The following is a 23544-nucleotide window of genomic DNA, read 5'->3' as shown; positions in this document are numbered from 1 at the left end:
TGAGTGCCGGGTTACGCCATTCTTGTTTTTACGTTTCGATTTTAATAGGGCGTCATTGCTCAGGGATGGCGCCCGGCGCACGAGTAACGTTCCAAAGCACCAGCGAAGCTGGGAGAATGGCTGTTTCGCCACCGCTTTGGAGAATCCCGCCGTGCAAGTGCTTCCCGCTCCCACTTTCGACGACGTACTCGACGCCGCAGCGCGTCTCGAAGGCGTCGCTCACCGCACCCCCGTTCTGACCTCGAGCACGTTCAACGAACGCACGGGCGCGTCGGTATTCTTCAAGTGCGAAAATTTTCAGCGCATGGGCGCGTTCAAATTTCGCGGCGCTTATAACGCGATCTCGCACTTCGACGCGCAGCAGCGCGAGGCGGGTGTGCTGACCTATTCGTCGGGGAATCACGCTCAGGCGATTGCGCTGTCGGCGCGCCTCGCGGGCATTCGCGCGACGATCATCATGCCGCACGACGCACCCGCCGCCAAAGTCGCCGCGACGAAAGGGTACGGCGGCGAAGTCATTACCTATGACCGCTACACAGAAAACCGCGAAGAAATCGGCCGACGCCTCGCCGAAGAGCGCGGCATGACGCTGATTCCGCCGTACGACCATCCGCATGTGATTGCCGGGCAGGGCACGGCGGTAAAAGAGCTGATCGACGAAACTGGTCCGCTCGACGTGCTGGTCGTTTGCCTTGGCGGCGGCGGATTGATTGGCGGCAGCGCATTGTCCGCAGCGGCTTTGAGTCCCGAATGCACGGTGATCGGCATCGAGCCGGAGGCGGGCAATGACGGTCAGCAATCGCTGGCGCGTGGCGAGATCGTGCATATCGACACACCTCGTACGATCGCCGACGGCGCTGCATCCACACACCTCGGCGACTACACGTTCGCGATTATTCGCAAGCTGGTCGCGCGGATCGAAACGGTCAGCGACGCGCAACTGGTCGAAACCATGCGCTTTTTCGCGCAGCGCATGAAGATCGTGGTCGAACCGACCGGCTGTCTGGCTGCTGCGGCCGTGCTCAACGGCGTGGTGCCGGTGAAGGGCAAGCGCGTGGGCGTGGTAGTGAGCGGCGGCAACGTCGATCTGGAAAAGCTCGCGCAGTACCTTGCGTAATCCCATCGCCTTGGCGCTGCTAAACGGTGCCGGGCAAAGAAAAACGGCTCGCCGGATTGATCCGCGAGCCGTTTTTTATCCGGTCTTAGCTATCAGCCAACCACTTGCGCCGTCTGCAAAATCAGATCGCGGTATCCATTAACGATCACGCTATACGAGAAATACGCGAACAGCAGCGCGGACAACACATGACATCCGCGGAGCAAACCGGCACCCGCGCGTTTGCGCCCATGACTGCCGAGTCCGCAGATAAAGAGCGTCCAGCACAGCCCGCCGAGGAAGAAGCCGCCGAGAAACACTAGCGCCGTCGTTGGACTCGTCGCGCCGGCTTTGGCGATCAGCGCCCCGCCGACAGCCGCGAACCACAGGATCGCCGAGGGCGATGACACGGCCAGCAGCACGCCGCGCAAGAATCCGCGCCACGGGGACCGATGCGGCGCAGCGGCATCCGCTTCGCCAGCCACGGCCGGCGCCGACGCGGGGAACATCGCCTCACGCGCCATCTTCCAGGTAAGGAACAGCAAAATCGCCGCCCCGCCGATCCACACGACCCAGCGCACCGATTCGAATTGCAGCAGCGCAGCCATGCCGGCGAGCGCGAGCGCCGCGTAAATCAGATCGCCGACGCATGAACCGAGGCCGAGCCAGAAGCCAGGCTTGAAACCGTGCGACAGCGTCAGCGAAATAATGGCCACGTTCACCAGGCCGATATCCAGACACAGCGACAACGACAGAAAAAAACCATCCGACATCATTGAAAAGGCGTGCATCCGTGCAACTGCTCCATCAGTTTTGTTATTGGTCTTGTTGTACGGCTCGCCTTACAGGCCCAACTCGTTCCACAAGGTATCGACGCGCTGTTTGACCGCATCGTCCATGACGATCGGCCGGCCCCATTCGCGATCGGTTTCACCGGGCCATTTGTTGGTCGCGTCGAGTCCCATCTTCGACCCGAGACCCGCCACGGGCGATGCGAAATCCAGGTAGTCGATCGGCGTGCGATCCACCAGCACCGTGTCGCGCGCCGGGTCGATGCGCGTGGTGATCGCCCAGATCACTTCCTTCCAGTCGCGAATATTCACGTCCTCGTCGACCACGACGATGAACTTCGTGTACATGAACTGCCGCAAGAAGCTCCACACGCCGAACATCACGCGCTTGGCGTGGCCGGGGTAGCTCTTCTTCATCTGCACGATCGCCATGCGGTAGCTGCAACCTTCGGGCGGCAGGTAGAAGTCGGTGATCTCGGTGAACTGCTTCTGCAACAGTGGCACGAACACTTCGTTCAGCGCGACGCCCAGTACGGCGGGTTCGTCAGGCGGTTTGCCGGTGTAGGTCGAGTGATAGATCGCGTCGCGGCGCATCGTGATCCGCTCGACGGTGAAGACGGGGAACCACTCCTGTTCGTTGTAGTAGCCGGTATGGTCGCCGTACGGGCCTTCGAGCGCATGCTCATAAGCCGCCGACGCGCCCTTGGCCGGACGTGGCGGCGCACCAGCCGGGGCAGGCGAGGGCGCGCCTTCCTGCGGATAAATGAAGCCTTCGAGCACGATTTCGGCGCGGGCGGGCACCTGCAAGCCATCGACGCCGGGCGTGAGGCACTTCGCGAGTTCCGTGCGACCGCCGCGCAGCAACCCGGCGAACTGATATTCGGACAACGTGTCGGGCACCGGTGTGACCGCGCCGAGAATCGTTGCCGGATCGGCGCCCAGCACCACGGCTACCGGATACGGCTTGCCCGGATTCTGCAGCGCGAATTCGCGAAAATCGAGCGCACCGCCGCGATGCGCGAGCCAGCGCATGATCAATTTGTTACGTCCGATCAACTGCTGGCGATATATGCCTAAATTCTGTCGAGTCTTATTCGGACCTTTTGTGACGGTCAGGCCCCATGTCACCAGCGGACCGACGTCGCCCGGCCAGCAAGTCTGAATGGGCAGTTTGCCGAGGTCGACATCGTTGCCTTCCCAGACAATTTCCTGGCAGGGCGGCGCGCTCACCGTCTTCGGCGCCATATCCCAAACCGCCTTCGCCAGCGAGAACAGTTTGCCCGCGTCCTTGAGCCCTTTGGGCGGCTCCGGCTCCTTCAACGCAGAAAGCAGTCGGCCGACATCGCGCAGCGACTCCAGCGCGGCGCCGTCGCCTTCACCGGCTTGCGCGTCGACACCCATGCCGAGCGCGACGCGCCGCGGCGTGCCGAAGAGATTGCCGAGTACCGGGAACGCATGCTCCTCCTTGTTCTCAAACAGCAGAGCCGGACCGCCGGCGCGCAGAACGCGGTCGCACAATTCGGTCATTTCCAGGTTGGGTGAGACTTTTTGCGAGACACGGCGCAGTTCACCGATTGTCTCGAGACGGCCGACAAAATCACGCAGGTCTTTGTATTTCATCTGGTGCGGTTCAGAGCCACTTCAATGCCGGCTGGGCGGCAAAAAAGTGGCGGAAAAGAAGGGCGCAGCAGGTTTCACGGCGCCGGAACGATTGTCGATTTTACCTGCGTTGGATAGCGCACGTAGATCAGCCGAACGGCCTAGACCGAACGGACAATTTGAGATGCCCCAAAAGGCGCATGCTGAGCCGTTCTTCACGGTCTGAACACTGTTCATTATTACAAATAGTTATACATTTGCCGTTCTATAGTGTTGACGATCTATAAAACCCTGCATAGAATCCGTCCACATTGGTTGCAGGGCGTGAACCTTTTACCACTGCCCCCGGTCCCTTTCGACGCAACGCGTCACCGATTACCGACCCCCCTGCACGGTACTGACGGTATTGACGGCCTTTTTGAGGGCCCCACCAGCGTCCGCTGACGCTGGTTTTTCGCGTGGGAGCCACCGCTTGCATTTTTCGAGATGCAGCGGGTCATTCTTCCCGAATGGCTCCCCACAGACGGTATTTGCCGTTTCCCGACATCGTTGCTGCCCTAACCAGACAGAGCGCGCGGTGTCTTGACTCTTCGAACATGTAGTGCCGCCATTTTTATTCGGCGGAGTTCGCGGATCATGCAAGATGGGAGATCTGAATGAACGCCTGGTTATCGTGGCGTCCCGATGAGCGTATCGCACAGGCTGTGCGAGGAGTGCTGCGTCGCGGGACGCGAGTGAGTCATCATCTGTTTAGCATCGTCGGCGGTGTTGCGGTCGTTATGGCCGTCACCCTCTGGCTGATGCCTACGCTGCGCGGCACCTTGGCTGCCAAGCTGATGCCGGTTATTTCCGCCGCTGTGCAAGCTGGCCCTGCGCGTTTGCTGCAAGGCAATCCGCTACCAGCTTTCGGTCCGCCGGCAAACGCGTCGTCGTCTGACGAGTCGCTGTCGGTCAGTGCCAATACGAGCAATTCCGACGCTCCCAGTGGCGTCACCGGCACCAACGTCAGCTTCACCACCAGCAACACCAGCGTCGACAGCGCTATCGACAATTCCGGTTCGGCCGGTATGGGTGTCGCCGCTCTGAACGGGCTCGATCCGCGCACCATGCAAAGCGTCACCGCGCTGGCTCGCCTGATCCCGGCCCAACGCGTTTCGGCCGATGCGCGCGACGATCGCGTGCTGGTATCGAGCCGCGAGCAGGATCTGGTTGCGTCGTACCTGGCGCGCCGTTATCGCGTCGCTCAGGAGCCCGTTAGCGAGCTCGTGAAGGCCGCGTTCGACACCGGCCGTGAAGTCGGCCTCGATCCTCTGCTGCTGCTGTCCGTGATGGCAATCGAATCGGGTTTCAACCCGTACGCCGAGAGCGGCGTCGGCGCGCAAGGCCTGATGCAGGTGATGTCCAAGGTGCACTCGGACAAATTCCAGTATTTCGGCGGTGAAGGCGCGGCGCTCGAACCGGTCGCGAACATCAAGGTGGGCGCGCTGGTGCTGAAGGATTGCATCGCACGCGGCGGTTCGCTGCCGGGCGGCTTGCGTCTGTACGTCGGCTCCAGTTCGCAGGACGACGGCGGCTACGGCGCCAAGGTGATGGCCGAGCGTGGCCGTCTGCGCGACGTGGCACGGGGCCGCAAGGTGCCGATCAACGCACCGCAGTCGCCGACGCCGGTTCTGACCGCGTCGGCCAATACGGCTCAGGCGGCAGCGAGCAGCGCCAAGCGGGTTCAGGTGACGCTCGACGGCGGTCACGCGCTGAACGCGCCGGCAAAGTCCTCTGCAGCCGATCAGGACGATGCGAATGCCACGAAGCACGTGGCGTCGGCCTCGGAGCTGGGCGCCTGATCTGACTACGTGGCGGTCTGGCAGCTTGAGCTGGATAGCGCGTCGCAAAAACTCGGCAGCAACAAAAAAGGACACTTTCGAGTGTCCTTTTTTGCGTTTGGGGAGTGATGCTGTTCGTAAGCCTATTGCTGCCCGAACAGCTTCGCCAGCCGATCCACTGCCTCTTCCAGCTTCGGATACGCAGTTGCATACGACAAGCGGATGTACTCCCTCGGCGCGTGTGTGCCGAAATCCATACCCGGTACCAGCACCACGCCCGCGTCGTGCAGCATGGCCTTGGTGAGCGCGGCGCTGTCCCCGGCTGCCTTATGCGCGACCGTACGGCAATCGGCATAGACGTAGAACGCGCCGTCGGGCATGACCGGCACCGAGAAACCGAGCGATTCCAGAGCCGGTGCAATGAAGTCGCGGCGGCGCTTGAACTCGAGCCGCCGCTCTTCATAGATGGCGATGGTTTCCGGCTCGAAGCAGGCGAGGGCCGCGTGCTGCGCGAGCGCCGACGCGCAGATGAACAGGTTCTGCGCGAGCTTTTCGAACGCGCTAACCATGCCGGGCGGCACCACGAGCCAGCCCAGACGCCAGCCGGTCATGTTGAAGTACTTCGAGAAACTGTTGACGGTGATCACGTCGTCGCCAAACGAGAGCGCCGAGACGGGCTTTGCGTCGTAGCTCAGACCCTGATAGATCTCGTCGACGATCGTGAAGCCGCCACGCGCCCGCACCGCCTTGACGATGCGTTCAAGTTCGGCGGGTTCGATCGACGTGCCGGTCGGGTTCGACGGCGAAGCGAGCAGCACGCCACGAGTGCGCTCGTTCCAGAGGCGCTCGACGTCGTTGGCGGTCAACTGGAAACGCTCGGCGGGGCCGCTTGGCACCATGACCGGCTTGCCTTCGGCGGCGATCACGAAATGACGGTTGCATGGGTAGCACGGGTCCGGCATCAGCACTTCGTCGTCGCGGTCGACCAGCGCGGCGCAGGCCAGCAACAACGCGGCGGATGCGCCCGCGGTGACAACGATCCGCGCGGGATCGACGCTAACGCCGTAGAACTCGGCGTAATGCGCGGAGATCGCTTCACGCAGCGCGTGCAGGCCGAGCGCATTGGTGTATTGCGTGACGCCCCGGCGCAGCGCGTTTGCCGCAGCCTCGATTACAGGCTCGGGTGCCGTGAAATCGGGCTCGCCGATTCCCATGTGAATGATGTCGCGCCCGTCGCGCTCGAGGAGCGCGGCCTCCTTGGCCAGTTCCATCACATAGAACGGCTGGATGGCGTCGACGCGGGCAGCAAGCCGCACGAGGGGTTCGGTCACGGAGTTCATACGATCAAATCCAGTTCAGAGCAAAAGCAGGACGGCGTTGCGTGCCCGATTACGGCTGATCGGGGTTCCCCGCGCACCAGCTCAGACATGCGCAACGCAGCGTCCTTTCCAGCGGTTCGACTCGCTACAAAAAAGGCGCATGACAGGGTGTCCCGTCATGCGCCTGACGCTTACGACTTGCGAGCCGCCTGCGTTTCAGCTGCGCGCAATTGCGCGGACAGCTTGTCCAGTACGCCGTTGACGTACTTGTAGCCGTCCGAGCCGCCGAATGTTTTGGTCAGCTCGACTGCTTCGTTGATGATTACGCGATAGGGAATATCGACGTGATTCTTCAGTTCGAATGCAGCGACCAGCAGAACAGCGCGTTCGACCGGCGACAGTTGTTCGATCGGACGATCCAGGCACGGTGCGATGTCGGCGGACAACGCGTCCGAATCGCGGATCACGCCGCGCAAAAGCGCGTCCAGATGCTCGCGATCGGCCTTGTCGAAACCTTGGGCGCCGCTCAGCTGCGCTTCGATTTCACTGGCGGGCGAACCCGACAGCAGCCACTGGTAAAGCCCCTGCGTGGCTAGTTCGCGGGAGCGTCGGCGTGCGCTCTTCATGCTTCGTCCTCTTCTTCGTCTTCTTCCTCGTCGTCGCCGCCGAGTTGTTCGAGCGCGACCGAGAGGTTCGCCATTTCGACGGCCACGCGCGCTGCGTCACGACCCTTTTCGGTCATGCGGGCAACCGCCTGTTCGTCGTTTTCGGTGGTCAGCACGGCGTTCGCGACCGGAATGCCGAAGTCCAGACCGATACGCGTAATGCCCGCGCCGCTTTCGTTCGATACCAGTTCGAAGTGATAGGTCTCGCCGCGAATCACCGCGCCGAGCGCGATCAGTGCATCGAATTGCGCGCTTTCGGCGAGCTTTTGCAGTGCCAGCGGGATTTCCAGTGCGCCGGGTACCGTGACCAGCAGCACGTCTTCGCCGGTCACGCCGAGGCGTTCGAGTTCTTCGATGCACGAGTCGGCGAGGCCGTTGCAGACGGGTTCGTTAAAACGCGCCTGGACGATGCCGATGCGCAGTCCGTCGCCGTCGAGATTCGGTTGATATTGTCCGATTTCCATGTGACTTCCGTAGTGTTTTGAGTGGGCGCCAGGCGCGTGAATGGTCGGGTCAGCCTTGCGGGGCTTGGGCTTTGCTGCCGGGCATTGGGACGAAGCCGGTGACTTCGAGGCCGTAGCCCGACATGCTGCCCAGCTTGCGTGGGTTCGACAGAACCTGCATCTTGCCGACCCCTAGCTCGCGCAGAATCTGCGCACCGATGCCGTAGGTCTTGAAGTCGACCGGGCGGCGTTTGAGCGCCTCTGCTTTTTCCTTCGAGTCGAACGCCTTGAAGACGTCGATCAGATGGTCTTTCGAATCGCCGCAATTCAGCAGCACGATGACGCCGCAGTCGCGTTCGGCGATTTCTTTCATGGCGGCGTCGAGCGTCCACGAGTGAGTGGATTCGCCGACTTCGAGCAGATCCAGCACCGACAGCGGCTCGTGCACGCGCACCAGCGTGTCCTGATCCGTGCACGGCGTGCCGCGCACCAGCGCGATGTGCGGCTGGCCGCTCGGCTGGTCGAGATACATGACCGCGCGGAACGCGCCGTGCGCGGTCTGCATGGTGCGTTCGCAAATGCGCTCGACGATCGACTCGGTCCGGCTGCGATAGTGGATCAGGTCGGCAATCGTGCCGACCTTCAGACCGTGCACCTTGCCGAATTCGATCAGATCCGGCAACCGAGCCATCGTGCCGTCGTCGTTGATCACTTCGCAGATTACCGAGGCCGGCGCGAGGCCCGCCAGCGCGGTGAAGTCGCAGCCCGCTTCGGTATGACCGGCGCGCACCAGCACGCCGCCCGGCTGGGCCATGATCGGAAACACGTGGCCCGGCTGGACGATGTGCTCCGGCTTGGCGTCCGGTGCGACCGCGGCCGCGATGGTGCGGGCGCGGTCGGCCGCCGAAATGCCAGTGGTGACGCCTTCCGCTGCTTCGATGCTGACCGTGAACGCCGTGCCGTACTGCGTGCCGTTGCGGTAGGTCATCAGCGGCAGGTTGAGCTGTTTGCAGCGTTCCTGCGTCAACGTCAGGCAGATCAGGCCACGGCCGTAACGCGCCATGAAATTGATCGCTTCCGGCGTGACGAACTCGGCGGCGAGCACGAGGTCGCCCTCGTTTTCGCGATCTTCTTCGTCGACGAGGATCACCATCCGGCCGGCTTTCAGTTCGGCGATGATCTCTTGAGTGGAGGCGAGCGTCATGTTGGCGAGATTTTCGGGAAAGCGCGTATTTTACGCCACGCGCGGGTCCAAGTCGCCTCCGACGGATGGCATAGGCCGTTTGGCCGACTGGCGATGGGATATCCGGGGTTGCTATGCTCGTTCAAACGATCGGCGTGCGGGCCGGGTGCAATCGGAGCGGACTGCCGCCAGGCCTTTGCTGGCGGGCTGTCGACGGGCGGTCTGCTCGCGTGGAGCGACGCGTTTGACGATCCGCTCCGGGGGTAGGTCACAGACGCCAGCTCGCGGATAAAAGGACATCGAAGTTCGATGAAGCCGCCATAAGCCGCATCTGCGGACCGAGGGAGGCGACAGCGAGGCTCACACGTTCCGCAAGACATGGCGAGCGCCGTCCGGCTCCCGGCCGCAGACAGAGGCAAGAGGCCACAGGCCGCCCGCTCGATAGCCAGCGGCCCTGGTCGAAATCATGGCGTCACGGAACCAGCCACAGCGCCGCGGCATAAATCACGAGCGACACGACGAACGTAATCGCCGTGTAGCCCATCACGCGCTGAATGCGAATGCCTGCAATCGCCACCACCGGCACGGCCCAGAACGGTTGCAGCATGTTGGAGACGTTTTCCGCCATCGCCACGCCCATCGTGGTGCGGGGAATCGACGCGTGCAAGCCGAGTGCGGCGGGCAGCACGAACGGCCCCTGAACCGCCCAGTGGCCGCCCGCGCTCGGTACGAGCAGCGTGATGATCAGCGAACTGAGATAGCTCCACAGCGGCAGTGTGACCGGTGTCGCGATCACCACGAAGGTCTTGGCGATGGTGGCCGCCAGCCCGGTCCCCGTCATGATGCCCATGATGCCGCCGTACATCGGGTATTGCAGCAGCATCGAGCCGGTCTGCCGCGCGGCGCGGCGGATCGCGTCGGCGTACGCAATCGGCGTGCGCTGCAACGCGAGGCCGACCAGCAGGAAGATCAGGATCGTCGTGTTGATGTCGAGTTCGAAGCCCTTGGTGTGCCACGTCATGGCCAGATAACCGACGCCCAGCAGCAGCATGATCAGGGTGCCGAACATGGATTGTTCGACCCGCGCCGCGAACGAGGTCGCAGCGGACTGGCGGGCGTGGGGATCGGCATCGGCATCGCTGCCGCTATCGCCTTGCGGGCCGGTTTGATTGAACGCGACGACGTGTTCGGCTTTGGGGTGAATCCAGATGAATACGGCGGTCATCACGACGACCACCAGCACGGTCGGAACCAGCACGAACGACGCGAACACCGTCTCGCTCAATGGAACGACCTGGCCGGTCGCTTTCTCCACGAGATTCAACGCGTTGCCGTGCGACGCCTGCGATAACGCAATCGAACTCGACAAACCGCTATTGCAGATCGACCACGCCGAATAGCTGCCCGCGACGAGCCATGCGAAATCCACCTTCACCCGCCGGGCGATCTCACGTGAAAGCAGCGCGCCGACAATCAGCCCGAGTCCCCAGTTGAGCCATGCACAGATGCCGACCACGGGGAACACCAGCAACGCCGCCCGAGCCGGTGTCTGCACGCGTGAAGCCATGGCGCGCAAGCCGCGCTGCACGATCGGCGCTTCGGCGATTGCGTAACCTGTCGCGAGGATCAGGATCATCTGCAACGCGAAGCCGAGAATGTTGAATGTGCCGCCGTACCAGGAAGTCAGCAACGTCGGCACGGAGGCGTGCGGCGCGAACGCAAAGGCCAGCAGACTGACCACCACCGTCAAGCCAATTGAAAGCACGAACGGGTCCGGCATCACCTGTTCGAATATATAAACGAGGCCGCCTACGACGCCCTGCCGAGGCGCGGCCGTGTCCGTCACTGTGCCCCCGTAACCCTTCTTTTCCATGGTCTCGCTCCGCTGATACGCGGGCGTCGGTTGCTCACGCAACCCGACGCCAATCCGATAAATACAGTTCGCTTACGCGCAGCGATTTGCTGCGACGACGAAACATAATCGAATTTGGAATTTCATGTTTTTTCGCGGGACAGGTGGCCGTTTTCGCGAAAAGGATTCGGAGGAGGGACACGCCTGAAGCAGATCGGCTGGCAGCGTTGTCGCGATGCGCGAGCTGCATCAATTTCAACGCAGGGGGAGGGGTAGAAGAGTTAAAGATTTCGTGGCCGTGAACCGGAGGAGCGCGTCGGGTGTGAGACACCGGAAGAGACGGCGGGAAGCTTCGATTCGTTTTTAATTGGCGAAATCTACAATGCGCTGCTGGCCCTTCATTCCATCCACCGGACATCGAGCAGATAAAACAGAAGGCCAGCTTCAACCCGACTGTCAGACCTTGCGCAGGTCCTGACCCGTCGACAACATCCGCTCCACATACCGCGCAATCAGATCGATCTCCAGATTCACCTTCGCCCCTACGCGCAGATGCTTAAGCGCAGTCACCTCGACCGTGTGCGGAATCAGGTTGATCGAAAACTCGCACCCATCGTCACGATCCTTCACCGAATTGACGGTCAGACTCACGCCGTTGACCGTGACCGATCCTTTAAACGCGAGATAGCGGCCAATCTCACGCGGCGCGAGCACGCGCAATTCGTGCGACTCGCCAACCGGCGCGAAATGCGTAACGGTACCCAGTCCGTCGACGTGACCGGACACGATATGTCCGCCCAGCCGGTCGTGCGCACGCAGCGCCTTCTCCAGATTGACCTCGCCGGGTTCGCCAAGACCTGCCGTGCAATTGAGACTTTCGCGCGACACATCGACTTCGAACGAATGCGCGGTCTTCGCAACCACCGTCATGCACGCGCCCTGGATCGTGATGCTGTCGCCCAGTTGCACGTCGCCGAGATCGAGGCCGCCGGCTTCGACGTTCAGGCGCACGCCCGCGTCGCCATCCGCGCCCAGAGGCTTGACTGATTCGATGCGGCCCACTGCCGCGACGATTCCTGTAAACATCGTGCTAGTCCTTGATCAATTCGAAACGGGGGAGGACGCGGGATCGTCGCCGGGTTCTGCGGGGCTGGCTTGCGACGCCGCCAGAGGCGCAAAGCGCGCGAGAATCCGCAGATCGTCGCCGATCCGGTCCACTGCGTGAAAATTCAGTTTGACGCGGCCTTCGAGCGTGTCGGGTGCGTGCAGGTTGAACATGCTCATCGAGTCCATGCCGAGCAGGTTCGGCGCGAGATACACGAGCAGTTCGTCGACGCAACCTTCGCGCAGCAGCGAGCCGTTCAGTTTATAGCCCGCCTCGACGTGCAATTCGTTCACGTTGCGTTCGCCGAGCGCCTTCAGCATGCCGGGCAGATCGACCTTGCCGGCCGCGTTCGCCATCTGCACGATCTCGGCGCCACGGTCGCGCAATGCATTGGCGCGGTCGGTGTGACGCTGGTCGAGATTGCCGCAGAAAATCAGCGTGGGCGCACCGGCCAGAATCTGCGCGTCCGGCGGCACATCGAGCTGACTGTCGATCAACACGCGTTGCGGCTGACGCGGCGTATCGACCGCGCGCACGGTCATGCGCGGATTGTCTTCCCTGACCGTGCCGATGCCCGTCAGAATCGCCGATGCGCGAGCGCGCCACGCGTGACCATCCGCGCGTGCCGCTTCGCCGGTGATCCATTGGCTGACGCCCGACGGCAAACCGGTGCGACCGTCGAGCGACGCCGCGACTTTCATGCGAACCCACGGACGGCCGCGCGTCATCCGAGACACGAAGCCGATGTTCAGTTCGTGCGCTTCCTGCGCAAGCAGGCCGCAACGCACTTCGATGCCGGCGTCGCGCAGCATCTTCAGCCCACGCCCGGACACCTGCGGATTCGGATCTTCCATCGCCGCGACGACGCGCGCGACCTGCGCTTCGATCAGCGCGTTCGCGCACGGCGGGGTGCGGCCGAAATGGCTGCACGGTTCGAGCGTCACGTAAGCAGTAGCGCCGCGCAGATCATGGCCGCGCGAGCGCGCGTCCTTCAACGCGCGAACCTCGGCGTGATCCTGACCGGCCGGTTGCGTGAAGCCTTCGCCGATCACCTCGCCATTCTTGACGAGCACGCAACCCACGCGCGGATTCGGGTCGGTGGTGTACATGCCGCGCTTGGCCAACGCGAGCGCGCGTTCCATATGGACGAAATCGGTTTGCGAAAACATCGGTGTCCGGTCGGGTGCGGTGGCTAGACTAGGTAGAGCTTCGTATTCAGCAAGGTGCGGCTCGCGCCGCGTTTCTTCAACCCGCGAGCGACGCGAATGCGCTGCGCGCTGCGTCGATCGTCGCGTCGATGATCGCGTCGTCGTGCGCGCTCGACACGAAGCCCGCTTCATACGCCGACGGCGCGAAGTACACGCCCGCGTCGAGCATCTTGTGGAAGAACGCGTTGAAGCGCGGCACGTCGCTCTTCGTGACATCGGCGAAGCTGCCCGGAACCGAGTCCGTAAAGTAGATGCCGAACATGCCGCCGAGCGAATCCGCCGAGAACGGCACCTTCGCTTCGCGTGCGACTTGCGACAGACCTTGCGCGAGACGGGCGGTGCGCGCGGCCAGCGTGTCGTAGAAGCCCGGCGCCTGGATCAGTTGCAGCGTCTTCAGACCGGCGGCCACCGCGATCGGATTGCCCGACAGCGTGCCCGCCTGATACACGCCGCCGAGCGGCGCGAGGTGAGCCATGATGTCGCGACGTCCGCCGAACGCTGCGGCCGGCATGCCGCCGCCGATCACCTTGCCCAGACACGTCAGGTCCGGCGTGATGTCGTACACCTCTTGCGCGCCGCCGAGCGCCACGCGGAAACCGCACATCACTTCGTCGAAAATCAGCACCGAGCCGTACTCGGTGCACAGACGGCGCAACGCCTGCAGGAATTCGGGCGTGGCGCGCACGAGGTTCATGTTGCCCGCCACCGGCTCGACGATCACCGACGCGATCTCGTTGCCGAACGCCTTGAACGCCTCTTCGAGTTCGGCGACGTTGTTGTATTCGAGGACCGTGGTGTGCTTCGCGATGTCGACCGGCACGCCTGCCGAGGTCGGATTGCCGAAGGTCAGCAGACCCGAACCGGCCTTGACCAGCAGGCTGTCGGCATGACCGTGATAGCAGCCTTCGAATTTGACGATACGGCTGCGATTCGTGAAGCCGCGCGCGAGACGCAGCGCGCTCATGGTCGCTTCAGTGCCGCTCGACACCATGCGGACCTGTTCGATCGACGGCACCAGCTTGCAGATTTCCTCGGCGATTTCCACTTCAGATTCGGTCGGCGCGCCGAACGAGAAGCCGTTGCCCAGCACGCGCTGCACCGCCTCCAGCACTTCGGGATGGACGTGGCCGAGGATCATCGGGCCCCACGAGCCGATGTAGTCGATATAGCGCTGACCGTCCGCGTCCCAGAAGTACGGGCCTTGAGCGCGCTCGACGAAACGCGGCGTGCCGCCGACGGAACGGAAAGCGCGGACCGGCGAGTTCACGCCACCCGGGATGGTGCGTTGCGCGCGTTCGAAGAGGATTTCGTTATTGGACATGGCGATGGCTGAATAGAGGTTGCGCAGCGGCGCGGGTTGCCGGTCGGCGTTTTGCGACGCTGGGATAGGTGGAGAAATTGTACCGGAGTCAGCGTCAACGGGTTTTGCGGGCGGGCTTGCCCGGGTCGGCTGTGGCGGTCGTATTCGCGGCCTTGCTCGTGGCTTTGCTGTGGGCCTTGTGCGCTGTGACTTTGCTGGAGTGCGTCGGGCCTGTCTGCGGGACTGGCGGTGAGACGGGCGGCGGCTTGCGCGTTCCGGTCAGCTCGCGCCAGCGCTTTTCCAGCGCGCCTTCCGCGAGCGGTTTGATCACCGTGCCGGAGCTTTGCGCATCCCATGTCTGCACCGAGAACGGGTGCACGCGCAACGCTTCACGCGGAATCACCGGCGCCTGATGCGCGTCGACCAGCCAGTCGTAGACGAAATCGATACACAGGCGATAACCGCGTTTGGTCGCTGCGTCCGGAACCTCGTACGGCGCGCGCGTCACGTAGCCGGAGCCGAAGATGCCTTTCGGTTCCTGCGCGACGCGGTGCAGGAACACCCGGTCGCCCGGCAGGATGCTGCGTGCGAATCCGCAGCCCCACACGTCGGGCACCGCGACGCCGGAGGCCACGCGTTTCGCGACGTCGGCCAACTCGGGCCACGGCCACTTCTTGGGGCTCCAGATCAGCAGGAAGGCGGTCATTGCAGGTCGATACAGAATGGTGGACGGGGTGCCGCGAATACCTTCGTCCGCGGCCCGCAGGGTTCAGGCGGCAGCTTAACCGATCGACCGCGCGGCCGCCGCGGCCAGTTGACGCTGCGCGCTCTGACGCGCAGGAGCGCAGCGCGGCAAGGCGAGGCGAGGCGAGGCAAGGCAAGGCGAGGCAAGGCAAGGCAAGGCAAGGCAAGGCGAGGCAAGGCAAGGCAAGGCGCGCTCGGGTGGATTAACCGTCGCGTACAATCGGGCCTTCAGCTTGTCGCTTTCCCGTTCCACCGTTCGTGCCGACGATGACGGCGCGGCGCTTCATCCGGATTCCCGATTTCCATGTCTCACGTCACCCAGAGCCGGCCCGATGGCCGGCTGATCCTGTTGCTCGGTGCGCTTGCCGCATGCGGGCCGATTTCCATCGACATGTACCTGCCGAGCCTGCCGACCATCGCGCAGGCCTTCGCGATCAGCACGGGCGCGGCGCAAACCACGCTCACCAGTTTCATGTTCGGCTTTTCGATCGGCATGCTGCTGTACGGACCGCTGTCGGATACGTATGGACGGCGGCCGGTGCTGCTCGGCGGCATCATCATGTATGCGCTGGCGAGCGTGGCGTGCGCGCTGTCGTTTTCGATCGGCTCGCTGGTGACGTTCCGCTTCGTGCAGGCGCTAGGTGCGGGCGCGGCTTCGGTGCTCGCGCGTGCGATTGCGCGCGATGCGTATGGTCCGACCGACGCCGCCCGCGTGCTGTCGATGCTGGCCATCGTCACGTCGATCGGTCCGTTGCTTGCGCCGTTGATCGGCGGACAGTTGCTGCTGATCGGCGGCTGGCGCGTGGTGTTCGTCGTGCTGACGCTGTTCGGTTCGGTGTGCGCGGTGACCGCGTTTCTGAAGGTGCCGGAGACCTGGCCGCCTGAAAAGCGCGCGCAGTCCGCGTTGCTGAAGTCGTTCGGCGCGTACGGCAGATTGCTGCGCGATCCGGTCGCGTGGGGACACATGTTGTGCGGCGGGATGGCGTTTGCGTCGATGTTCGCTTACATCACCGCGACGCCTTTCGTGTACATCGAATATTTCCACGTATCGGCGCAGCATTACGGCTTTTTGTTCGCGCTGAATATCGTCGGCATCATGTTCGGCAATTTCATGAATACGCGGCTCGTCGGCCGGCTCGGCGCGCTGCGGATCATTTCGTTCGCGGCCACCGTCAGTTGCGTGGCGTCGCTATTCGTGAGCTTTGTCTCGCTGACAGGGCTGGGCGGATTGTGGTCGATCGTGTTCGGGCTGTTCTTCGTGGTCGGCGTCGTGGGGGTGTTATCCGCAAACTGCACGACCGATCTGATGCACCGTTATCCGATGAATGCGGGTGCAGCGGCCGCCGTATTCGGCGCGGTGCAACTCGCGCTCGGCGCGTTGTCGAGCCTCGCGGTCGGGCTCTGGCAGGACGGCTCGCCCAAAGGGATGGGCATCGTCGTGGGCGTCGCGGGCGTGCTGTGTTACGTCGGGCGAATCCTGGTAATCAGATGGCACGGGGCCAAAGCGCCCGTCGCCGCGGTTTGAACGCTGGCCTTTTCCGTGTTCGCGCGCCTACCACAGGCGGGTAGCGCGCGTGCATCCGGCGCGTCTGCGGAAAACACCAGGTGTTGCGTCCGCGCGACCGTGCGCGGCAAATTGCATTGCTATGATGGAGTCACTGTTCCTCGGAGCGGCAATCATGGCGATCAGAGATTTGATGAACGGCGAACGGCAACATGCTGCTTTCGCCGAAGCGCAAAAGCTGGCTGACAGCGGCGTCTATCACGATTACACGGACATCGAATATGTGCTGCGCTTTGATTACGGTTTGTCGGATGTGTCGGCACTCCTCGACAGCCAGTTGATGCATCGCGACCTGAATCGCCGTTGCGCCGACGCGCGCGAGAAGCTGGATCTGCTTAGCGTGTGATGGAGGCTGCGTCGAGCGATAAGGCGGCTTCGTCTATCGAAGCGGCTCTGGGCGCACTGAGCGCTGAGTCGTGCATCGCCTGATGTTCCATGCATTGAAGCCGCGCGCTTTGAGCGACCATGGCCGCATCCCGCATTCGATTCCGGTAATGCTGGCGTTTTCGTAGAAGCGAGCATGCCATGTGCGCTGCGTCGTTTCGCGTGCAGCGATATGCTGCTGACTCCCCGTCACCTTTTGGAGTGGTACCGATGGCTGGTAGTCAGAACGAATCGCGTCTGCCGCACATGGAGAATCCCGCTACGCTGGCAAAGCCCGGCGGTCATTACAGTCATGTGGCAGTCGCAAATGGCTTTGCTTTTGTCTCCGGGCAATTGCCTATCGATGCACAAGGCGTGAAGCTGGCCGACTCGTCGTTCGAGGTTCAGGCCGAGCAGGTGCTGGCCAATGTGCGAGCCGCTCTCGAAAGCGCGGGTAGCAGCATCGCGCAACTGGTGCAGGTGCGCGTCTATATCGTCGATGTCGAGAACTGGGCGAGCTTCAATCAGATCTACGCGAAGTGGGCAGGGGACGCGCGGCCGGCCCGTGCCGTCGTGCCGGTTCCGCAATTGCACTACGGTTTCAAGATCGAGGTCGAGGCGACCGCGGTTGTTTAAGTGCGCTTGATGCGTCCCATGCGTCTAGTGCACCACCAGCCCGTTGAACTGCGCATTTCCCACGCCGCCCGCGATATTCACGCCGACGTTCCCACTCACCGCAGCCATGGCGCCTGTGCCGATTTCGGCGATGGCGCTGCCGGTCATCCGCGTGACTGCGTGGATGCTTTGCTGTGTGGCGATTTCCGCTTGCGGCGTCGTGATCAGCGCGATCTGGTTTGTCTGCGCGTTCAGCGCGCCTGCCGCCAGGTTGACGCCGATATTCCCGCTCGCGCCGCGCAGCGCGTCCGCACCCACGGTCGCGGACGAGGCCCCCGCCTTTACGCTGCCGGTTATGTCCTGCAACGTGGATAATTTTGCTGCGCCGAATACGGCGGAGCTGTCGTCGTCGGACGATGCGGCCGGCATTCCCGCAATCGCCGACGATGCGCCCAAACATGCTGCGACCCAGATCACTGCGTTGGTTATCGAACGGACTTTCATGAGCGTCTCCTGGCGCGTGCGGATAGTTTTGATATCGACCGCGAAATGGAGAGTTGAAGGGAGGGCTTTCACCGAGTTGAAAGGTGCTGCGCGGCAAACGCGTGTTCGATGAAAAAGGCCGTGATGCCGACGTAATTCATGGGGCGCGCAACCTTCTGCTGATCGAATTCGGCCAACACGGGCGGCAGAGGTGCGATTGTCTGGCCAGAATCGGGATCGTTCAGGTCAGCAGATCGCAGCGGGTTTCAACCCGTCATGCCGCGTGGCGGGTTAAATGTGCGGCCAAAAAACAAAAACCCCGCAAACCGTTGAGTTCGCGGGGTTTTGTAGTGTGTTTGGCGGAGGCGGTGAGATTCGAACTCACGGAAAGATTGCTCCTTCGCCGGTTTTCAAGACCGGTGCCTTAAACCGCTCGGCCACACCTCCAAGCCTTAAATTGTAACCTGAAAAAACCTCGCAGCGGAACTCCGTCGACCCGCAATTACTGCGGATCTTTCAGAAACAGTTCTTGCAGATCGTTCAGGAACGCCTGGCCAAGCGGCGTCGGCGCAATTTTTTCGTGGTCGCGCGTGATCAGTTTGCGGCGCTCGGCTTCCTGCAAAGCCGGTTCGATCGACGTCATCGACAGACCCGTGCGCTCGATGAACCGATGCACCGGAAAGCCTTCCACAAGCCGCAGCGCGTTCAGCATGAACTCGAACGGCAGATCGCGCGGTCCGACTTCGTGTTCTTCCTGCACGGCGGTGCCGGCTTTGGCCTGTTCGATAAACGTAGTGGGGTGCTTGTACCGCACCTGACGCAGCACGCGATTCGGAAACGACAGCTTCGTATGCGCGCCTGCGCCGATGCCGAGGTAGTCGCCGAAACGCCAGTAGTTCAGATTGTGCCTGCTCTGCCGATGCGGCTGCGCATACGCCGACACCTCGTAGCGCCCGTAACCGGCGGCCACCGTGCGTTCGTGAATCCAGTCCTGCATGTCGGCGGATGCATCGTCGTCGGGCAACGCGGGCGGAAATTTCGCGAACAGCGTGTTTGGTTCGAGCGTCAGGTGATACAGCGACAAATGCGGCGGCGCGAACGACAACGCCGTTTCGATATCGGCCTGGCATTCGGCGAGCGTTTGCCCCGGCAGCGCGAACATCAGGTCGAGATTGAAGTTGTCGAACGTGGTCGACGCGACTTCGACCGCGTGACGCGCCTGCGCCGAGTCGTGAATCCGCCCGAGCGCTTTCAGATGCGCTTCGTTGAAACTCTGAATGCCGACCGACAACCGGTTCACGCCGCTCGCCCGGAACTGCGCGAACTTGTCGGCTTCGAACGTGCCGGGGTTGGCTTCGAGCGTGATTTCGGCGTCGGCGTCGAGCGGCAGCAGCGCGCGTATGTCCGACAGCATCCGGTCGAGCCCCGCCGCCGACAGCAGGCTCGGTGTGCCGCCGCCAATGAACACCGTATGCACCTGGCGTCCCCAGATCAACGGGAGTGCCAGTTCGAGATCGGCCCGCAACGCGTCGAGATAGTCGTTCTCCGGGAACGTGTCGCCTTTCCACTCATGCGAGTTGAAATCGCAATACGGACACTTGCGCACGCACCACGGAAAGTGCACGTACAGCGCCAACGGCGGCAGCGACGTCAGCCGGATGCTGCCCGGCGACGTGAATGCCTTGATGACGCCGTTGCCGATATCGGCGGGCGCTGGCTTGATCGGAATCACGCTTCCTCCGTGAGCCGCGCGAGCAGTTGACTCAACGCAATCGCGCGATGGCTGCTGGCGTTTTTCACCACCGGTTCCAATTCGGCCGCGCTCGCGTTCAGCGACGGCAGGAAGAAGTACGGGTCGTAGCCGAAGCCGTTCTCGCCGCGCGGAGCGTCGAGAATTTCGCCATGCCAGCGACCTTCGGCGATCAGCGGCTCGGGGTCGTCCGCGTGACGCACGAACACCAGCACGCAGAAGTAGTAGCCCCGGCGGTCGCTTGCGTCCTGCAATTCGGCAACCAGGCGCGCGTTATTCGCCGCGTCGCTTTTCTCGCCGCCCGCGAGTTGCGCGAAACGCGCCGAGTAGACGCCCGGCGCACCGCGCAGCGCGCGAACGCAGAGACCGGAGTCGTCGGCGAGTGCGGGCAGGCCGGTGAGCTTCGCCGCATGACGCGCTTTGGTCAACGCGTTTTCGACGAACGTGGGATACGGCTCCTCCGCTTCCGGCACGTTCAACGCGCCCTGCGGAATCAGTTCGATGCCGGCCGCGCCGAGCAGCGCCGCGAACTCGCGCAGCTTGCCCGCGTTGTTCGACGCAAGCACGACTTTCTTCAACGGAGCGTCCGCCAGATTCGCGCCGCCGTTGTGGCTAACCTCACTCACTCTTTTGCTCCAGCGCTGCTTTCTGCATGCCGATCAGCGTGTTGATGCCGTCGCTTGCCAGATCGAGCAGCGCGTTCATTTCGTCGCGCGAGAAGGGCACGCCTTCGGCAGTGCCCTGGATTTCGACGAAGCCGCCCGCGCCCGTCATCACGACGTTCATGTCGGTGTCGCACTGCGAGTCTTCGTCGTAGTCGAGATCGAGCACCGGCAGGCCGTCGTACACGCCGACCGAAATCGCGGCGACGTAGTCGGTGATCGGCGAGCTTTCGATGCGGCCCGTGGCCAGCAACTTCGCGACTGCATCATGGGCGGCCACGAAGGCGCCGGTGATGCTGGCGGTGCGCGTGCCGCCGTCGGCCTGGATCACGTCGCAATCGATATGCAGCGTACGCGCGCCGAGTTTCTCGAGATCGAACACCGAGCGCAGCGCACGGCCGATCAGGCGCTGGATTTCCTGCGTACGGCCGGTCTGCTTGCCGCGTGCCGCTTCACGGTCGCTGCGGGTATGCGTGGCGCGCGGCAGCATGCCGTATTCGGCGGTGAGCCAGCCCTGGCCGCGATCGCGCAGAAACGACGGCACGCTCTCTGCGATGCTCGCCGTGCAGATGACCTTGGTATCGCCGAATTCGACCAGCACCGAGCCTTCCGCGTGCTTCGTGTAATGGCGCGTGATGCGCACGTCGCGCAGCTGATTGGCCAGGCGGCCGCTGGGGCGTTGGGTGTCGTTGGTCATGTTGGGATCGGTCTGGAGAAATGCGGAGGAAAAGCGCAATTTTACAGCCGATCGGGCGCAGCGGTGAGCCGCGGTCGTCTGCGCGCCGTGCCGGTCAATGTCGACGCGCGGCGGTGGCTGACAGTGCGAGGGAAGCGCGAAGCCGACGAAGTGTGTTCCACGACGCTCGACAACGTCAGTGACGCACCCGACACAAACGCGCGCTCGCCCGCATGTGCGCTCGCTTTCGGCAGGGTGCATCCGGCAAAAATGGGATAATACGGATTCTCCGCCCCGCGTCTCGTACACGCCGGGCGATTCATCTCTTCGGCGGGCCTTCAGCACCCGTCCACAATCGCGAGAATTACGATGATCTACAGCATGACTGGCTATGCGAGCGCCACGCGCGAACTCGTCGCGGCCTCGGGTACAGGCGGCGTGAGCGTGTCGGTCGAACTGCGCACGGTGAACTCGCGCTTTCTCGATCTGAACTTCCGTATGCCGGAAGACGTGCGCGTCTGCGAACCGACGTTGCGCGAAATGCTGATGCACAAACTGTCGCGCGGCAAGGTGGATATCCGTATCAATCTGCAACGCAGCGAGCAGTCGGCCAACGCGGGCTCGGTCAATACCGAGGCGCTGAAGCAACTGGCGCTGCTCGAACGCACGGTGTTGTCCACTTTCCCGGAAGCGGGCCGTTTGCGCACCGGCGAAATTCTGCGCTGGCCCGGCGTGCTCGCCGAAAGCGGTGTGGCGCCGGACGTGCTGCGCGACGCAGTGCTCGCGTGCGGCAAGCAGGCCATTGCCGACCTGATCGACGTGCGTGCGCGTGAGGGCGCGCAACTGGCGACCATGCTGATCGCCAACGTCACCGAAATGGAAGCGATTGTCACGAAGATCACGCCGCTCGTGCCGGAGTTGATCGCGAAGCATCAGCAAAAGATTGTCGAACGCCTGCAGGAAGCGCTTGGCATCGCCGCGCCGGAATCGGCCGCGACGACCGTCTCGCGTGAAGAAATCAACGAGCGGATTCGCCAGGAAGTGACGATGTACGGCATCCGTATCGACATCGCCGAAGAACTGACGCGGCTCACGGCTCACCTGAACGAAACGCGTCACGTGATCGAGAAGGGCGGCAAGGTCGGCAAGCGCCTCGACTTCATGATGCAGGAGCTGAATCGCGAAGCGAACACGCTCGGCTCGAAGGCGGCGGCGAAGGAACTCGCCGATTCGTCGATGACCCTGAAGCTGCTCATCGAACAGATGCGCGAGCAAGTACAGAATCTGGAATAAAGCTGGAGCACCCACACATGACCGACCACACACGCGAAAGCGGCGCACCGCGCAACCCGTACGCCGGCGCTTATCCCGGCAACCTGTTCATGGTCGTCGCGCCGTCGGGCGCGGGCAAGTCGACGCTCGTGAACGCATTGCTCGCAGGCGACGACGCGATCCGTCTGTCGATTTCGTACACGACGCGCCCGCCGCGTCCGAAGGAACAGGACGGCGAGCACTATCACTTCACCACCGTCGACGACTTCATGAAACGTCACGACGAAGGCGAATTCCTGGAAAGCGCGGAAGTGCATGGCAACTACTACGGCACGTCGCGCGTGTGGATTCAGGAGCAGATGAAAAGCGGCCATGACGTGCTGCTCGAAATCGACTGGCAGGGTGCGCAGCAGGTGAAGAAGCAGTTTCATAACGCGGTCGAAATTTTCATCTTGCCGCCGTCGCTCGACGCGCTCGAAGAGCGTCTGAAAAAGCGCGGCCAGGACGAGCCGAACGTGATCACGCGACGCCTGCTGGCAGCCGGCAGCGAGATGGCGCACGCGGCCGAAGCGGAGTACGTCGTGATCAACGAAAACTTCGATCGCGCGTTGAGCGAACTGCAATGTCTCGTCGCCGCAACGCGTTCGCGCTTCGCGTCGCAATACGCGCGCCACACGCAGCTTTTCGTGCAGCTCGGGATTCATCTGCCGCACGCGTGAGCTTGGGCGTTGTGTCGAGCACATAAGGTAGAATAAGCAACATACTGAGAAGGAACCCAACATGGCCCGCATTACCGTCGAAGACTGCCTCAAACAGATCCCGAATCGTTTCGAACTCGCGCTCGCCGCGACCTATCGCGCGCGTCAGCTCGCTCAAGGCCACACGCCGAAGATCGAAAGCCGCGACAAGCCCACCGTCGTCGCACTGCGCGAAATTGCAGCCGGCCAGGTTGGCGTCGAAATGCTGAAGAAGGTGCCGGTTTAACCTGCACGGTTTCGTTTTCGACGCATTGTCGCGAGTTGTCGCGAGTTGTC

At 62.9% G+C, this 23544-nt stretch carries 23 protein-coding genes and 1 tRNA gene; 8 read left to right on the top strand and 16 right to left on the bottom strand.

The window, feature by feature from the left end:
• Positions 1-151: 151 nt before the first annotated feature.
• Positions 152-1117, top strand: a complete 966-nt coding sequence (locus tag BLS41_RS13605; protein WP_074766526.1) for a threo-3-hydroxy-L-aspartate ammonia-lyase — start codon at positions 152-154, stop codon at positions 1115-1117.
• Between the two features lie 92 nt (positions 1118-1209).
• On the opposite strand, the gene BLS41_RS13600 is transcribed toward BLS41_RS13605, so the two are convergent.
• Together BLS41_RS13600 and BLS41_RS13595 are read right to left on the bottom strand one after the other, a co-directional pair.
• The gene (locus BLS41_RS13600; protein WP_074765275.1) at positions 1210-1887 is read right to left on the bottom strand and encodes a LysE family translocator; all 678 of its coding nucleotides are present in this window, start codon (positions 1885-1887) and stop codon (positions 1210-1212) included.
• A 51-nt stretch (positions 1888-1938) separates the two neighbouring features.
• Positions 1939-3507 carry a UbiD family decarboxylase gene (locus BLS41_RS13595; protein ID WP_074765273.1) on the bottom strand — a complete coding sequence of 523 codons (1569 nt, stop codon included), beginning with the start codon at positions 3505-3507 and terminating at the stop codon, positions 1939-1941.
• A 635-nt stretch (positions 3508-4142) separates the two neighbouring features.
• On the opposite strand from BLS41_RS13595, the gene BLS41_RS13590 reads away from it, so the two are divergent.
• Positions 4143-5327: a lytic transglycosylase domain-containing protein gene (locus tag BLS41_RS13590; RefSeq protein ID WP_074765271.1), complete on the top strand. Its 1185-nt coding sequence runs from the start codon at positions 4143-4145 to the stop codon at positions 5325-5327.
• A 122-nt stretch (positions 5328-5449) separates the two neighbouring features.
• Here the strand turns inward: BLS41_RS13590 and BLS41_RS13585 are convergent, their stop codons facing one another.
• The 9 genes from BLS41_RS13585 to BLS41_RS13545 form a co-directional block, all read right to left on the bottom strand.
• Positions 5450-6646, bottom strand: coding sequence for a pyridoxal phosphate-dependent aminotransferase (locus BLS41_RS13585; protein WP_074765269.1), 1197 nt, complete (start codon positions 6644-6646; stop codon positions 5450-5452).
• A gap of 170 nt (positions 6647-6816) precedes the next feature.
• A complete protein-coding gene (gene nusB, locus BLS41_RS13580; RefSeq protein ID WP_074765267.1) occupies positions 6817-7251 on the bottom strand; it encodes a transcription antitermination factor NusB in 435 nt (144 codons plus the stop codon).
• Positions 7248-7754 (bottom strand): 6,7-dimethyl-8-ribityllumazine synthase, encoded by a 507-nt coding sequence (gene ribH / locus BLS41_RS13575; protein WP_074765265.1) that lies wholly within the window; start codon positions 7752-7754, stop codon positions 7248-7250. Before ribH ends, nusB begins: the two co-directional genes overlap by 4 nt.
• Positions 7755-7803: 49 nt before the next feature.
• A complete protein-coding gene (gene ribBA / locus BLS41_RS13570; protein ID WP_074765263.1) occupies positions 7804-8937 on the bottom strand; it encodes a bifunctional 3,4-dihydroxy-2-butanone-4-phosphate synthase/GTP cyclohydrolase II in 1134 nt (377 codons plus the stop codon).
• Between the two features lie 451 nt (positions 8938-9388).
• Entirely contained in the window at positions 9389-10789 is a 1401-nt protein-coding gene (locus BLS41_RS13565; RefSeq protein ID WP_074765261.1) for a TIGR00366 family protein, read from the bottom strand.
• 435 nt (positions 10790-11224) lie between these two features.
• Complete coding sequence (locus BLS41_RS13560) at positions 11225-11854, bottom strand: riboflavin synthase (protein WP_074765259.1); 630 nt, start codon at positions 11852-11854, stop codon at positions 11225-11227.
• A 15-nt stretch (positions 11855-11869) separates the two neighbouring features.
• On the bottom strand, positions 11870-13042 hold the full coding sequence (gene ribD, locus BLS41_RS13555) for a bifunctional diaminohydroxyphosphoribosylaminopyrimidine deaminase/5-amino-6-(5-phosphoribosylamino)uracil reductase RibD (RefSeq protein WP_074765257.1): 1173 nt from the start codon (positions 13040-13042) through the stop codon (positions 11870-11872).
• Between the two features lie 76 nt (positions 13043-13118).
• The gene (hemL, locus tag BLS41_RS13550) at positions 13119-14402 is read right to left on the bottom strand and encodes a glutamate-1-semialdehyde 2,1-aminomutase (RefSeq protein ID WP_074765255.1); all 1284 of its coding nucleotides are present in this window, start codon (positions 14400-14402) and stop codon (positions 13119-13121) included.
• 94 nt (positions 14403-14496) lie between these two features.
• Positions 14497-15087: a hypothetical protein gene (locus BLS41_RS13545; protein ID WP_074765253.1), complete on the bottom strand. Its 591-nt coding sequence runs from the start codon at positions 15085-15087 to the stop codon at positions 14497-14499.
• Between the two features lie 342 nt (positions 15088-15429).
• Between BLS41_RS13545 and BLS41_RS13540 the strand changes: the two genes are divergently transcribed.
• The 3 genes from BLS41_RS13540 to BLS41_RS13530 all read left to right on the top strand — a co-directional run bounded on the left by BLS41_RS13540 (position 15430) and on the right by BLS41_RS13530 (position 17688).
• Positions 15430-16650: a Bcr/CflA family multidrug efflux MFS transporter gene (locus BLS41_RS13540; RefSeq protein WP_074765251.1), complete on the top strand. Its 1221-nt coding sequence runs from the start codon at positions 15430-15432 to the stop codon at positions 16648-16650.
• Positions 16651-16804: 154 nt separating this feature from the next.
• Positions 16805-17035, top strand: a complete 231-nt coding sequence (locus tag BLS41_RS13535; RefSeq protein WP_074765249.1) for a hypothetical protein — start codon at positions 16805-16807, stop codon at positions 17033-17035.
• Positions 17036-17283: 248 nt separating this feature from the next.
• Entirely contained in the window at positions 17284-17688 is a 405-nt protein-coding gene (locus BLS41_RS13530) for a RidA family protein (protein WP_074765247.1), read from the top strand.
• A 24-nt stretch (positions 17689-17712) separates the two neighbouring features.
• Here the strand turns inward: BLS41_RS13530 and BLS41_RS13525 are convergent, their stop codons facing one another.
• The 5 genes from BLS41_RS13525 to rph form a co-directional block, all read right to left on the bottom strand.
• Positions 17713-18171 (bottom strand): hypothetical protein, encoded by a 459-nt coding sequence (locus BLS41_RS13525; RefSeq protein ID WP_074765245.1) that lies wholly within the window; start codon positions 18169-18171, stop codon positions 17713-17715.
• A gap of 336 nt (positions 18172-18507) precedes the next feature.
• Positions 18508-18597 (bottom strand) — tRNA-Ser (locus tag BLS41_RS13520).
• A gap of 55 nt (positions 18598-18652) precedes the next feature.
• Positions 18653-19882 carry a radical SAM family heme chaperone HemW gene (gene hemW / locus BLS41_RS13515; protein WP_074765243.1) on the bottom strand — a complete coding sequence of 410 codons (1230 nt, stop codon included), beginning with the start codon at positions 19880-19882 and terminating at the stop codon, positions 18653-18655.
• Positions 19879-20526, bottom strand: a complete 648-nt coding sequence (rdgB, locus tag BLS41_RS13510) for an RdgB/HAM1 family non-canonical purine NTP pyrophosphatase (protein ID WP_074765241.1) — start codon at positions 20524-20526, stop codon at positions 19879-19881. Before rdgB ends, hemW begins: the two co-directional genes overlap by 4 nt.
• Positions 20519-21259: a ribonuclease PH gene (gene rph, locus BLS41_RS13505; protein ID WP_074765239.1), complete on the bottom strand. Its 741-nt coding sequence runs from the start codon at positions 21257-21259 to the stop codon at positions 20519-20521. The genes rdgB and rph overlap by 8 nt, the downstream gene beginning before the upstream one ends.
• A gap of 348 nt (positions 21260-21607) precedes the next feature.
• On the opposite strand from rph, the gene BLS41_RS13495 reads away from it, so the two are divergent.
• The 3 genes from BLS41_RS13495 (at position 21608) to rpoZ (ending at position 23494) form a co-directional block, all read left to right on the top strand.
• Positions 21608-22531: a YicC/YloC family endoribonuclease gene (locus BLS41_RS13495; RefSeq protein WP_074765235.1), complete on the top strand. Its 924-nt coding sequence runs from the start codon at positions 21608-21610 to the stop codon at positions 22529-22531.
• Between the two features lie 17 nt (positions 22532-22548).
• Positions 22549-23229 carry a guanylate kinase gene (gmk, locus tag BLS41_RS13490; protein ID WP_074765233.1) on the top strand — a complete coding sequence of 227 codons (681 nt, stop codon included), beginning with the start codon at positions 22549-22551 and terminating at the stop codon, positions 23227-23229.
• Between the two features lie 61 nt (positions 23230-23290).
• Complete coding sequence (gene rpoZ / locus BLS41_RS13485) at positions 23291-23494, top strand: DNA-directed RNA polymerase subunit omega (protein ID WP_006025620.1); 204 nt, start codon at positions 23291-23293, stop codon at positions 23492-23494.
• Positions 23495-23544: the final 50 nt, after the last annotated feature.

It is taken from the genome of Paraburkholderia fungorum (genome assembly GCF_900099835.1).
Taxonomy (GTDB): Bacteria; Pseudomonadota; Gammaproteobacteria; order Burkholderiales; family Burkholderiaceae; genus Paraburkholderia; species Paraburkholderia fungorum_A.
Note: the sequence above shows the minus strand (reverse complement) of the source record. Positions and strands in the feature narration are given on the sequence as shown.